Raw genomic sequence first — 14,389 nt, forward strand, 5'->3', positions numbered from 1 at the left:
AGCCGATTAGAACTGGTAACCTACGCCAAGGTTGAAACCGTCGGCATCTTTAGCGCCGCCCACTTTTTCATAGTCAGCTTTAAATACCACGTTTTCATGTAACCAGTAGTTCACACCCACATTGGTTTGAGTGATCTCCGTATCGGTATCATTACCGCTACCAGCTTGGTTATCGTAGCGGTTATAACGAGCAAACAACCCGAAGCTGTCGTTGAAGCGGTATGATGGTTCGATATACCAACCATTCTGCTCATCATGACCATCGGCCTCTGCTTCTTTGCCATCAATGTCCCACTGTGCATAAAGGGCTTTAACGGTAAAGCCTTTAATGCTGTAGATAGCGTGTGCAGTTAACATGGTTGCAGAAGCTGTATCAACACCAGCTGCACCTTGAGTGATATCTGATTGGTATTGCGCGGTTGCTGCAAGCTCAAGTCCTGGCACTGCTGTGTATTTTACACGCGCCGTGTATGCAAGGTCAGAAGCATTGGCTTTTGCAACTTTCTGACGACCGCTACGAATGTTATAAGCTTTGCTGCCTTCAGTAGCAACTTCAAGACCACTGGTGACTGCACCGTCAAATGCTAGGCCTGGAGCAGCTTTAACATTGAGTGCTGCACCCGCTTCCCACCAAGTTGCTGGTAGGATGTTTTTCTCAACAGGGTTACGCTCAACACCGTAGAAAGTTGGTGGCTCGTGAGTTTCGTTGATGATACCAACTGGAACTAAGAATAGACCCGCTTTACCAGTGAACATCTCGTTAAAATCATGTTCGATATAAGCCTGCTCAAGCTCAACTTCACCTGGCTTACCATCGCCTGAAAGGGCGTGTTCAACTTCAAGCTCAGAGAAGAAGCGTGTGCTTTCAGTAAATTCATGACCAAAGAAAAGTACGAAGCGATGAAAATCGATAGCTTTCTTATCTTCGCCTGAGTCGTTATTAGTGATGTTGTTATAGTGAAGTTCACCGTAACCACCGATAGTTGTAGCGCTTTTTGATTCGGCAACCTCTTCAACCACGTCAGCTGTTTTCTCGACACGATTTTCTGTTGCTTCAAGGCGGCGCTCTAAGTCTTGAAGTACTTTCTGTTGCTGCTCAATAATTTTACGCAGCTCTTTTGTTTCATCAGATGCTACAGCGCTTTGGCTGGCAAAAAGACCAATTAAGGCTGTTGCAAGTAATGTTTTCTTCATCATCATTCTTGTCCCTGTTGTTATGTAAGGGTTATTAAATTTGGCTGAATTCTAACAATTGGGTTCGATAATGCAAATTGTTATCATTCACTTTTTGATTAAGATCAACAAATGTAAATCAAGTGTAAATCAGTTTGTGAGTAGGGGGGAATGATGCTAGCTGGTTTAACATCATGTTTTATAATGAAAGATTTTTAAGCTAGACAAAAAAAGGCGAGCATAATGCTCGCCTTTTTGTGGGAAGAAAAAAATTAATTTAATTTTAAGCTTTACTTAATATTTCTCAATTTTGATTAAAATTTATACGTGTAGCCGACAGATACTGTCATAGGTTTACCTACAAAGTTAGAACCGTAGACTCTCGAAGTCACATACTTTTTATCAAATAGGTTCTCGGCAGTGAGGTAAAGCTCCTGTGCTTCACTGATAAAGTAACGGCCCGATAGGTCGACGATAGTTTTAGCTTCGATTAGGTTCTCTTGAGCAATCTCACCTTCGCCAGCTTTAGTTCGAATATCATCGGTGTAACGTGCGGCTAACGTTAGTTCCCAGCTATCAGATTTAACTCCAGCTGATGCAAAAAGCATGTTTTCAGCGATATAGGGAAGTTTATAACCCTCTTCAACTTTGCCCCAAGGGTCGAAATCTGAATCGAAGCTATTGGCAAACTCAGCGTCAGTATAGGTATAGGCAAGTTTTACCGGGAAGCTAATGTCGTTTTGTGTGTTAAAGCTATAGCCTAGGCTCAGCTCCAGTCCTTTAACATCGACCTCTCCACCATTGTATTGGTCACCGATATTTTCATCATCACAACCTTTAGATGCGGTACATTCGCCATGCATATTGCTGTAATCGCTGTAGAAAAAGATTGCTTCTGAGCTAAATTCACCACTGTTATAGCGAGCACCAGCTTCATAGTTCCAGCTCTTCTCTTCAACTTTATCAGCATTGCCTGGAGATGCTGGGGCAAACCCTTTTTGAACACCAGCCAGTACCAGTAGATCGCTGTTAATCTGGTAGGTTACCGAAAGTGAAGGCAAGGTTGCTGAGAAACTGTTATCAATATCTTTCTTTGGCTCACCATCACGTCCGCTGTTCTCTTTGCCCCAGTCGGTACGGTTGGTCTTCACATCTTCATAGCGAAGTCCTGCGGTAATGTTAAAATCACCTAACTGGATCTTATCTTGAACGTAAAGCGCAATAGCTTCTGCGCTGTCAATGCGGTTCGAGTCGCTGCCCGGAAGGCCACTTTCGGTTCGAGTCATTACCTGATTAGCATCTAGTGAATAATGATCGGCCCATTGGAATCTGTCCATCTCATCTTCATGGTAGCGTGCACCAAAGGCAAGGTCATGATTATCTAGGTACCAGTTCAGCTCTGTTTGAATTCCTTGTGAGATGTAGCTTCTGTTGTTTGCTTTAACACGTACATCCATTGGCGCAGATGCAGGATTTTTATCAAACGCTGATGCAGCCTCAACCCCACCTTTACTCAGTTTTAAGCCGTTAACTTGATCGGCTTTGTACCAGTTGCGGGCAAAGTCATTGTAATAGGCGGTTGTGCCTAAGGTGAGATTATCGCTGAAATCGATAATATGATTGATCTGCAGCTGTTTATGCTCAGTATTCATCACATCTTTTTGCGAAGCAGAGTAACGTGCATAGGGGGTTGCATCAAAGTCAGCATCGGTTAGTCCCATATAGGTTTCGTTAGAGACTTCATCTGAATATTTAAGCTTAAACTCGACGATCTGCTCATATTGAGCACCTTCAGCGGAGCGGATGCTCACTTTTGCCAGCGCATCATTTTTCTCAAAGCCTGTGTCACCGCCAACACCGTTGATATCTTTAAACCCATCGGCTTGGTAGCGGTAGAGATCCACAACGGTGCCGACACGCTCACCTTGACCGCCTGCATAAGCGTGTATTTTACCAAAGCCATTTTGACCAGCTGCAATATCTAGCTGGCCAGCTAGCTCCTCTTCAGGGATCTGACGAGAGATCATGTTGAGTACACCGCCAGTGGTTCTTGGACCATATTTGACGGTAGAGCTACCTTTTAGGATCTCAATAGATTGCATTCTGCCCGGAGTTGGAAAGTAATAGGCGGCAGGTGAGGCGTAGGGGGCAGGTGCTGCCAGTACGCCATCTTCCATGATGGTGATCTTCTCTGAGCGGTTTTGACCAGTACCACGCATACCTATGTTGGGTCTTAAGCCGTAACCATCTTCCTCTTGAATATAGACACCAGGTACGCTGGATAGGGTGCGCATGATATCTGTGTATTTGAAGGTATCTAACTCGGCTTGACCAATTTGGTGTGCACTGCCAGGAACGGTATTAAGCGGGTTACGTTCACCGAAGATACTGATCTGTTCAATGGTCGCTTGAGAGTCTATCTCTTGTGCCATTACCTGAGGTGAAAGTGCTGTAAAGAGTGCCGTTGAAATTAGACTTAAAGATAGCGTCGTACGGTGTGACATAGGTGCTCCGTATTGAATATGAACGTCGAACCATCCCACTTAATGTTAATGGGATTGATTATCATTTGTGCGCATATCCTATTCCCACTTCATTAAAATTAACTTAACAGCGTTATTCTTTACATTTGTTAACGTGAGAATTGTTGAGGTGCGCCTTTGAAGGAGTAAGTCATCGGGTGAGTGTTTTCAATCTTTTGCTATACACTGTGCGACTATTTTATCTCCACCTAAGCAATCTCTGTTTTTCGTCTTGGAAAAGCTTGGGAATATTTATAATTAAATTGAGTGAATATGTTTCTAACGCCTTACTTTAAAAAAGAAAATCAAACAGTCACAGTAACTCCTTCTCAGGCAAGCGATTTTGCAAAGGTTGTGGCTCAGGATTTCAACCCAATTCATGATGTGGGCGCAAAGCGCTTTTGTGTGCCCGGCGATCTGCTATTTTCTTTGGTTTTAGGTGAATATGGCCTAAGCCAAAAGATGAGTTTTACCTTCCAAGGTATGGTTGGTGATGGTGTTAAATTGCAGTTTCCTGATTCGATTGGCGATGCATTTGATATCCATGACGATAAAGATAAGCTTTATCTGAATGTTGAACGTCAGGGGGAGAGCAGAAACTGTGGGACTCAAATAGAGTCGTTTATCCGTAGTTATGTGTCCTTTTCAGGATTGAACTTTATCCATGTGCTCGTGCCTATGATGAAGCAACATCAGGTGATGATTAACCCTGCTCGCCCTTTGGTTATCTATGAAAGTATGTCTTTCGATCTGACGACACTCGATTTCACTCAAGTGACGCTATCTTTGGTTGAGCAGGAGTTAGTGGTCGAAGGTAAGCGCGGCAATGTGACGTTGAAGTTTGAACTGCACAGTGGCGATACTTTAGTGGGAACAGGTGTGAAAACATTAGTCATGAGCGGACTTCGCCCCTATGAAGCGGATAAAGTGCAAGAGATGTGCGATACCTATGAGGGGCGCAGAACGAGCTTCTGAGCCCTCCGTTTTATTGATTGATATTTATATCTTGTCACTCTGAGCCTATCTCAGGGTGACACCTTTCAACGTCCTTCCGGCCCTGTTATCTCCTCAATACCTCTGTTTTTGTTTAAAAAAAGTGCATCTGTGTTCACTTAAATCAAAAGTGTGATCTAAGTGGCTTGAGCAAGCTAGCTTATTACTGCATTCTGTGCGCCTTCCCGATTTTAATCTTATTGATTGAATAGGGAGATCCGTTCGGATGAAGGTAGCAGGAGAGTGGGGAATTGCCCCCACACCGACGAGGCAACTTTAGATCTGTTTGATTTGGTCTAAATACTCTTTCAGGTGCCAATTGTGATTGGCGTGGACTGTTACTGGACGAGCCTCTGGAGAGACTGTGAGCAGCTAAGTGTTCGTCAACTTAACTGTTACACAGCGCCGAAGGCGAAAGTGTTTGCTCAAATGCAAACGCGAAACGCTCAGGCAAAAGGACAGAGGAGAGGATGACTGTGTTGGTTATTGTTATAACTGCATAAAGTCACTGTCGTTTGTCGCTGCGCCTTTTTGACCTCACTCATTGTTAGGTCGACTTAATCGCTCGTTGCAACCGGCCAGTGCCAGCAACAGCCATTTCTTTTCCTCCTCCGATTATTAATAACTCTTTATAGAGTTTTGTTGTTTAATACTCGAGGAATATCATGAATTTTCACGCGCTTTTAGCCGATATCAATGCCATTGTCTGGGGACCTGTTACCCTGTGCTTATTGGTTGGAACCGGCCTCTACCTCACTCTTAGATTGAAACTTATTCAAGTCTTTAAGCTGCCTATGGCACTGGGTTTACTGTTTAAACCTGCTAATGGTAAGGGAGACTTGTCCTCTTTTGCTGCACTGTGTACTGCACTGTCTGCCACAATCGGTACTGGCAATATTGTTGGCGTGGCCACTGCGATTAAAATTGGCGGCCCAGGGGCGCTATTTTGGATGTGGCTGGCTGCCTTTTTCGGTATGGCAACTAAGTATGCTGAGTGTATGCTTGCGGTTAAGTACCGCACCACAGATGCACGGGGACAGATAGCCGGTGGCCCTATGTACTATATTGAACGCGGTCTGGGATTATCTTGGCTAGCAAAGCTATTTGCTATTTTCGGTGTAGGGGTCGCTTTTTTTGGGATCGGCACCTTTGCTCAGGTTAACGCGATCAGCGATGCGTTAACTATCGCTTTTCATGTACCCGCTTGGGCTACCGCATTGGTATTGACGATTTTGGTTGCTGCCGTCACCTTAGGTGGGGTGAAACGTATCGCCAATGTGGCACAAAAGTTAGTGCCCACTATGGCGCTGGGGTATGTACTTGCTTGTCTTTGGGTGCTGGTTACTTTTTCAGATCAGATTCTGCCAGCGTTTGAGCTGGTGATTCATTCAGCCTTTACTCCTATTTCGGCTGCTGGTGGTTTCCTTGGGGCTACCGTTGCTCAAGCGCTGCAAATTGGTATCGCTCGCGGTGTATTCTCCAATGAATCTGGTCTTGGTAGCGCCCCCATTGCGGCGGCTGCAGCTAAGACTAATGAGCCTGTGGAGCAAGGTCTTGTGAGTATGACTGGTACCTTCTTCGATACCATTATCATCTGCACCATGACTGGACTGGTGTTGATTATCACAGGTGTTTGGAGTGGCGATACTGCTGGTGCTGCGATGACCAGCGCTGCATTTGCTAGCGGTGGCTCTGTGCTCGTGGGTCAATACTTTGTGACAGTGGCGCTAGTCTGTTTTGCCTTTACCACGATTTTAGGCTGGCACTATTACGGTGAGCGGTGCTGGTATTACTTGATGGGAGAGCGTGGATTGCGTGCCTATCAGGGAATATTTCTTGGCTTAATAGCTGTGGGCTCCTTTATTCATCTGGATATGATCTGGCTGCTAGCCGATACCGTGAATGGTTTAATGGCTATTCCTAATTTGATCGCAATTATCGGCTTGCGTCATATTATCTATTTGGAAACATTAAGCTATTTCACTAGGTTTGATAAAAAGAATTTAGAGGGTACCCCCTCTGGCGTGTTACCGAGTTAAATGATGAATTAACTCGAGAGTTAGCATTTTGCCCTGCTCTCGAGAATCCCACTTTTACACTGAGTTTAACTGCTCTTTCCTTGTGCGACGCTCTGTCGTGAAATAGCGTATGATCTCGCTTTTAATGCCTAAGCCGCTTGCTCGGCTGCCTCTAATTGCTAAGTGTGTCGCTTTGATCTATTTTAGACACACGAAATTATAATGAAACTCACTCATCTCCTGAGTTTGATGTTATATCGCCTCCAATGAGGCAATGTTTGGATAAGGAAAGAAATGCCAAGCTTGAATCGAATAGTGCTTATCGATACGCACCTCCCCGGCGTTGTGGAACTCGCCCTAGATGGACATACCAATATTTGTGGTACTAACGCCTCAGGAAAGACCACGCTACAGCGTTTGGTTCCTGTCTTTTATGGCGAATACCCGAGCCGTGTAGTTCCCTCGACCCGTGATAGTTTCGAGCGTTGGTATCTGCCCCATGATACGAGTTTTATTATCTATGAATACAAGCGAAGCGATGGCCTGCTAAACCAAGCTGTTCTGGCATCGGCTGGAGATGGTAAAGGGGTGAACTACCGCTTTATTGGCAAAGGGTTTGAGCTTGAAGATTATATAAAGTCGAATCTAGGCGACATGGTTCAGTGTCACACTATGGCTGAGCTGGGTCGTGAGATGAAGCGCGCGGGTGTAGCTGTGACTAACCTGCTTAATACCCGTGAGTTTAGAGCGATTATTCAAAATGATCGTGCACTGTTAAGCACTGGCAGCAACCGCACTGAGCTGCGTAATTATGCCCGACAATTCTCGCTGTGTGAGTCTGAGCACTCACTACGCCATATCGAAAAACTTGCTAAGGCCGTACACTCGAAAGAGGGCAAGATGGAGACGATCAAGTCAATGATCGCCGCCATATTAGAGGAGGATGGGGTGAACCCGCCTAGCTCTCGCCTGAATCCGCAAAGGGTAGAGGCATGGATTAGAGACAGTCAGCTTATCCAAGGTTTTGAGCAGATCCGCCCAGAGTTTGAGAAACTTGAGCAGGAGTTCAATCAGCTATTGAGCGCCGAGCAGCGTCTCGCCAGTCTAAAACGTGGCTACAGCCAAGATGAAACCGCTGAGGTTGAGCGTCAGGAACACCATCAGGATCTTTCAAAGGCATTAAATGCACAGCTTAGGGCACTTGATGAGGAGTGGAAGGAGCAGCGCGATGAGCTTAATCTGGATCTCTCTGCCGCTAAAGGTGATGTTGCCAAATATGAGTATGAGCTCGATGCCATTGAAGATCAGCACGCAAACTTCTTGGATGCAGATATTGAGCAGGCCAAGATGGACCTGGAGCAGTTACCTAACTGGCGTGGCAGTTTAGAGAACTTAACTGAGCGTCATAAGCTTCAAACTGAGAAACACCAAGATGTTGAGGCGGCTTACAATGCTCGCCGCAGTAAGATAGGCGAAGGGCTCAACCGTGAACTTGAAAATCTGCATAAAGAGCAAGATAGCCACCGTGAGAGCCGTGATAAGCAAAGAGAGCTTGGACGTGGTGAGCTTGAAGCATTAGATGGTCAGTGGCGCGAGCAGATGGAAACAGGCCGCACTAAATTCCATGAAGATGAGTATCAACTTAAGCTCTCTGCCGCTGAGCTTAAGGTACGTGTCGACAGCGTTACCTATACCGAAGAGGAAAAGTTAGCGCTAGCTATCTTTGATGAGCGGATAACCCATGCCGATGAGGAGCAGGAGAGCTGCAACGCTAAGGTCGATAGACTGACCATAGAGGAGCGTAAGCTCAGAGCTAAGCGAGATCAAGCTAACGAAGCACTGCGTGTTTCCGGTATTCGAGTCACAGAACGCCAGAGTGAACTCGATGAGATACACCACATTCTCTTCCCTCAATCCCATACTTTGCTTGAGTTTTTGCGTAAAGAGACTCAAAACTGGGAGGAGACATTAGGCAAGGTGATTAACCCTGAGTTGCTACATCGTAGTGACCTTCACCCCTCAGCACTTTCTGAAAAGGTGGACGCCCTTTATGGTATCGCACTGGATCTTAAGGCGATTGATGCCCCTGAATATGCCGCTTCGGAGCAGGAGTTGCGTATTCGTCATGCCAAGGCTGAAGAGTTGTTGCAGAGTGCTAAGGAGCTGCAAGTTGAGGCTGAAGATCAGTTAGTGGCCATTAACGCTGAGCTCGATGGATTGACACGTGAACTGACTTTTGCCCGTACAGCTTATAAGAATAGTCGTGACGATCTGCGTCGACTGTTTGATGACAAGCGCAGTGAGCAGGAGAAGATTAATCAGTCATTGAGCTTGCGCAAAGCGGATGCCCAGAAGAGCTTGAGTCGTTTAGACAGTGACCTAAAGCAGTTAAAACAGCAGCATCAAGAGTGGCTTGAGGAGCAAAAAGAGCAGGCCCTTGAAGCCAGAATGGAGAAGAATGCATACTGGCAAGAGGTGGTTGGGGCACTGGATAATCAGCTCAATCAGATCAAGGCCAATATCGAACAGAGACGTGCTCACGCTAAGAGCGAGCAGAAAGCCTGTGAACAGTGGTATAAGAGTGAACTTAAATCTCGTGGCATCGATGAAGATAAGATTGTTGCCCTCAAACAAGAAATACGGGATCTGGAAACTAGCATCAGCAAGGCTGAGCAGCGCCGCAGTGAAGTGCTGCGTTATGATGATTGGTATCAACATACCTGGCTTAATCGTAAGCCTAAGCTGCAGACCGAGCTTGGCAAGGTTAAAGTGGCCACTTCAGAAATAGATCAGCAGCTTAAGTCTAAGGCTAATGAGGTGAAATCTCAGCGTCAGGTATTGGATAGCCAGCGTAAACAGTCTGATGCGACTCAAGTCGAGGCGTCGGAGAACCTGACTAAACTGCGCAGTGTGATGCGTAAGTTAAGCGAGCTTAAACTGCCAAACAGCAAAGATGATGCACAAGGTGGTTTAAGTGAGCGTCTGCGTCAAGGTGAGGACCAGCTACTTAAGCGTGATAGCTTATTGAGCTCTGTGAAGCAGTACGTTGAACATTTTGACTCCGTGATTGCTAGCAAGTCAGGCTCGAGCCTCTCTGAGACATGGGAGCGAGCTCGTGAAGAGTCGAGTTTCCTAAATGATAAAGGGATCCGTATTCTCGATTACCGCAAGCTAGTGCCTCAACTTGAGCAGCTACTCAATGTGATGGTGCCGCAATCGATGACCGCACTTCGCGAGCAGGGACGTATCTTTGGTGTTGACCTGACCGCTTTTTATGATGTCTTGGTGGATATCGATCGTCGTATTGCCTCTCAAAGCGCCCGTATTACCCGTGAAGTGGGTGAGGAGCTGTTCCTCGATGGCGTCTCTGAGTCTGCGGTTAAGATCCGCTCGCGGATCAGTGAGCTAGAGTTCTGGCCTGAACTTGAGGCTTTTGTTAAGGCCTTCCATCAGTGGAAAGCTGACGGCTTTAGTGAGCTTCCTGATGAGAACTACACCAACAGTATGCGCCGCGCGCTGGATATTATTGGCCGTGCCGCCCTGTCAGGTGGCATCGCTAAACTGCTTGAGATTGAGTTAAGGCTTAAAGAGGGTAACAGTGACCTGGTTATTCGTACTGATAGGCAACTTAATGAGTCTTCGAGTCATGGTATGGCTTATCTGATCTTGTGTAAGTTCCTGCTGGCCTTTACCCGATTGCTGCGTGGCCGCGCCGATGTGACCATTCATTGGCCTATCGATGAGCTTGGCACCTTACACCACGGTAACGTGAAGAAGATTTTTGATGCCTGTGAAAATAACAACATCTCTGTTTTAGGTGCCTTCCCTAACCCAGAGTCTGAAGTGCTTAACCTGTTTGCTAATCGTTACATCATCAACAAACAGACCAAGAAACTTCAAGTGGTGAAGCCACAAATTAATCCAATCGCTGCCAAACTCAGCCAGCGTAATGCAAGGGAGGCGGTGTAATGTCAGAGGTTAATGAGACGATTGTTGTTGGTACAGGTGGGATTATTGAAAGGTTGCTAAAAGGCGAGTTTATCTGCCGTACTACCGATGAGGAGAGCTGGCGTGCGTTGAAAAATCCCAGTACTCGTGAGCGGGTCGAGAGCTATCTGAATCAGATCAACCGTACTATCGGTTCGGCAGGCGAAGGTGAGGTATTTTTCTGTGGTTATCAGCAGCTGGGTGACAGTGAGCGTAAAGTGATCTCCTCTCAGTTTAAAGATATCTGTAATGCGCTTATTCCGTTAGTGGAGTGGCTGGTCTTGGTTCAGGAAGCCAGCGGACAAGATGCGCCACTTTCTGAGGGAGCGGCGGTGCGCCTAACTGAGCTACAAACACGCATTGAAGACACGCCAGCGTTTCGTGAGCAACTGGCTAAAATAAGTCACTATCGGCTATTTGGCTCCACCAGTACAAATGTGGATGCCCAGATTAAGCTGGTGTTTAAGCGTTTGGTGGAGCTTGGCTACTTGGCCAGACCCAATGCCGAGAAGCAGATCTTTATCGCAACGGGTAAATTAGATTATCTCTATGAGGTGATCCGTTTTATCGATGAGACTGAGGGCTTGAGTCTGGAAGCTCAAGCTGAAACAGCGACCCAAAGGGATCTGGTTTAAGATGAGCACTAACCTACATCAGGCTGGGGTTAAGCTGTTAAAGCAGCTGGGCCGACATGCTGATCTTATTATGGATGTGTATCTCTCGGGCTCTGTCTCTGAAGATGGCGAGAATGGGGCTGCGATAGAGAAGCTGCGTAAAGCCGAGATCCTTTGGCGACCTGAGCCTGAGCAAGAGTTACGCCTTAAACGCTCTGTGAGAGCGCTCCTCGAAGAGGCGCTTAGTGATGAGCGTAATCGTCAAATTGACTCCAATGTTGGCTCATCCTTAGCGAGTATTAAAACCTTAGCCGATCACTATAAAGAGGCGCGCCAGAATGTCGATTTTGGTGCGTCAGAAGCTTATCTTGCCGATCTCAATGAGCATGTTTACAGCTTTACCGAAGGGTTAAGATATTCAATTCGAGTACTTTGGAGCCGGATCAATAATGAGTTTGGTTATGTAGGCACTATTAACGCCAAAATACGTGAAAATGAGCTCGCGCAGAGTCAGGTGACTGAGCTGCTCAACGGTCTTGAGATGTTCCAGTTTAGTGAGCTTGGTGAAATCGCTGGTGATATTAGAGAGTTGCGTAAGTTATTAGTCACAACACTGCAGGAGACCTTGAGTGATTGTACTCAGGAGCTGAGTGTGGTTCAGGGGCGTTTGCTGGAGCTACTCGGACGTTTCCGCCAAATAAGAGGTCGAACACGCCTGCTGAAAGGCTGGTTGCTTTATACCGATCTTCATCCCGACTATAAACCAGCAGATCATGTTAGCCATAAACAGCTGCCTACCCTGTTTAATCGTGCTGAAGCCATTTTAGCGCCAGCTGCAGTGGATGTGCATAACACAAGTTATGAGCCTGAGTTGCTAGATATTGTGTCACGGATTAAAGCGATTAGCCGCACCTCACATGAGCCTGTGGTACGTGAACATGATGTATCTGTTTCACTGAGTCAGAGCGAAGATTTTGCTATTCCAGATAACCCGCTTAAGTTAGCGGTAGATGGCTATTTCTGCTCTGTGATTGATTCAGGGCGAAGTCAGTCGGCGTTGGAGTACCTGCAGAGTAACGAACTTCCTTGGGATAGAGAGAGTTGGCTTTATCAGGTTATTTGCGGTTATGAAGGCTTACCGCAAGAGCACAAAGACTATTTTGAGCTGGAACCTATCGGTGAGTCGGATCCCGTTTTTACTGGGAACTTTATCATCCGTGATGTTGAGTTAGGCTTCGCCTAATGATGAGTGCGTAATAGGCCCTGTTTGTGATCCTGTTATAGTAGAAAACAGCTTGTTTAAAAACCGATATAGGTGATCCCTGTATCGGTTTTTTTATCACCAAAAAAAGCTGCATAGCTTCTATTACTAACTAGTTGTCTAGTGTATTGAGCTGCTCCCTCCTTATTTGTGAATATCTTTGACTGTAAAGTCATTGTTATTGGGTTTTATAGTCTGGATTTTGGTGCTTGTATCGCTACCACTTGTTGCCTTTGTAGCTGAAATGTAAAAAGTAGCTCTTTGATTTAGTTTTATAATCTCCCCAATCTCATGTTATATCAGGATCTTTGCATATGTTGCGCTTTTGTGTTTTTCGCGCTAGGGGCAATTGCCATTGAAATTCTCTCCAGCATGATTCACTATCGTTGCCAAAGTAGGGTTAACCCACTAAAAAAACATCTGTAATTTGATGTTCAATTCAAGCATGCAAAATAGACATGCAAATTTAAAGGCATGCAACAAGACATGCTAACTTGAAGGCAGGTAAATGATTAAGTCACTCTCAACACGGATCTTTATTGGTCTGTTCTCCGGATTAATTTTCGGTTCCGTCATTCAATATCTGCTCGGTGATATTGGATTCTTCTCCGGTACAATTGTCGAGATTTCATCTGGTGTCGGCACCATGTTCGTTAATATGATCATGATGTTAGTCGTCCCTTTGGTGTTTGTCAGTATTGTGTGCGGAGTGTTAGAACTTAAAGATTTGAAGAGTTTTGGCCGTTTGGGCGGAAAAACATTTGGTTTTTACATTATAAACACCTTAGTTGCCATATTTGCTGCACTCGCAGTGGCACTGCTGTTAGAGCCCGGTCGTGGTGTCGACATGTCAGGTGGTTCGGGAGCGGTGATCACGGCTACTGAGTTGCCCAATCTTGTTCAATTGATCGTAAATATTGTACCTAGCAACCCAGTGTCGGCGTTTACTTCGGGTAATATGTTGCAGGTTATCTTTATGGCCTTGTTAGTTGGGGGAGTGATAAAGTCTCTTGGCGGTGCGGTTCCTTTGCTGATACAGGGATTTCAGGAGGGCAATAAGTTGATGATGAAGCTGATCACTGTGGTGATGCAGCTGGCACCTTTTGGTGTTTTTGCTCTTATGCTTAAGCTAGGTGCGACCCTCGAAGCTGAGATTTTTGTTAGTGTGCTTGAGTACCTGTTTGTTATTCTTGGCCTCTTACTGGCTTGGATCTTTATTGTTTACCCTATCGCTGTTGGTGCTTTCACCTCTGTGTCGGCCAAAGAGTTTCGCGCTAAGACCCGTGAACAGATCTTATTCTCGCTTTCTACTGCCAGCTCAAATGCCACGATTCCAGTGACCATGCGTACCCTGACTGACAAGTTAGGTGTGAAACGTGCCGTTGCTGGTTTTGGCGTTCCACTAGGGGCAACCATGAATATGGGTGGTGTTTCCATCTATATTACTATCGCTATCTTCTTTGTGGCGAACGCATTTGGTGCGCCTATTGCGATGGAGCAACTGCCAGCACTGCTCTTTAGTATTTTCCTGCTCTCTGTAGGTGCCGGTGGTGTACCTGGTGGCGGTATGGTGATGATAGGTGTTCTTATCCATCAGATGGGTTTACCCGTTGAAGCGTTTGCTATCGTTGCCGCACTCGATCGCTTGATCGACATGGTGTTAACTTCGTGCAATGTTGTTGGTGATACCGCGGTGTTGACTATCGTTGATTCAACCGAGAAAGAGCATGATGAGGCTGTGGCCGAAGGAGCTAGCGTCTCAGCTAAAGCCTAAGTTCCACCTCTATTTATAGATACCTATTAGCCCGTAGAGCTCCTCTA

The 14,389-nt window shown here is 46.0% G+C and carries 8 protein-coding genes and 1 riboswitch; of the genes, 6 read left to right on the top strand and 2 right to left on the bottom strand.

Annotated elements, in window-relative coordinates; genetic code table 11:
- Window positions 1–6: 6 nt before the first annotated feature.
- Window positions 7–1,200 carry an OprO/OprP family phosphate-selective porin gene (locus tag K0625_RS10855; protein ID WP_220109700.1) on the bottom strand — a complete coding sequence of 398 codons (1,194 nt, stop codon included), beginning with the start codon at window positions 1,198–1,200 and terminating at the stop codon, window positions 7–9.
- A gap of 287 nt (window positions 1,201–1,487) precedes the next feature.
- On the bottom strand, window positions 1,488–3,677 hold the full coding sequence (locus K0625_RS10860; RefSeq protein ID WP_220109701.1) for a TonB-dependent receptor family protein: 2,190 nt from the start codon (window positions 3,675–3,677) through the stop codon (window positions 1,488–1,490).
- A gap of 291 nt (window positions 3,678–3,968) precedes the next feature.
- Here K0625_RS10860 and K0625_RS10865 point away from each other — a divergent pair, with 291 nt between their 5' ends.
- From K0625_RS10865 to K0625_RS10890, 6 genes are all read left to right on the top strand, one after another.
- The gene (locus tag K0625_RS10865) at window positions 3,969–4,670 is read left to right on the top strand and encodes a DUF3581 domain-containing protein (RefSeq protein WP_220109702.1); all 702 of its coding nucleotides are present in this window, start codon (window positions 3,969–3,971) and stop codon (window positions 4,668–4,670) included.
- 361 nt (window positions 4,671–5,031) lie between these two features.
- Window positions 5,032–5,160, top strand: a riboswitch (glycine riboswitch).
- Between the two features lie 193 nt (window positions 5,161–5,353).
- Complete coding sequence (locus tag K0625_RS10870) at window positions 5,354–6,727, top strand: alanine/glycine:cation symporter family protein (protein WP_220109703.1); 1,374 nt, start codon at window positions 5,354–5,356, stop codon at window positions 6,725–6,727.
- Between the two features lie 273 nt (window positions 6,728–7,000).
- Window positions 7,001–10,675, top strand: a complete 3,675-nt coding sequence (locus tag K0625_RS10875) for an ATP-binding protein (protein ID WP_220109704.1) — start codon at window positions 7,001–7,003, stop codon at window positions 10,673–10,675.
- Window positions 10,675–11,328: a hypothetical protein gene (locus K0625_RS10880; RefSeq protein WP_220109705.1), complete on the top strand. Its 654-nt coding sequence runs from the start codon at window positions 10,675–10,677 to the stop codon at window positions 11,326–11,328. The genes K0625_RS10875 and K0625_RS10880 overlap by 1 nt, the downstream gene beginning before the upstream one ends.
- Window position 11,329: 1 nt before the next feature.
- A complete protein-coding gene (locus K0625_RS10885; RefSeq protein ID WP_220109706.1) occupies window positions 11,330–12,550 on the top strand; it encodes a phosphoenolpyruvate carboxylase in 1,221 nt (406 codons plus the stop codon).
- Window positions 12,551–13,076: 526 nt separating this feature from the next.
- Window positions 13,077–14,342 carry a dicarboxylate/amino acid:cation symporter gene (locus K0625_RS10890; protein ID WP_220109707.1) on the top strand — a complete coding sequence of 422 codons (1,266 nt, stop codon included), beginning with the start codon at window positions 13,077–13,079 and terminating at the stop codon, window positions 14,340–14,342.
- Window positions 14,343–14,389 lie beyond the last annotated feature (47 nt).

Origin of the sequence: Shewanella nanhaiensis (genome assembly GCF_019457885.1) — a bacterium.
Classification (GTDB): domain Bacteria; phylum Pseudomonadota; class Gammaproteobacteria; order Enterobacterales; family Shewanellaceae; genus Shewanella; species Shewanella nanhaiensis.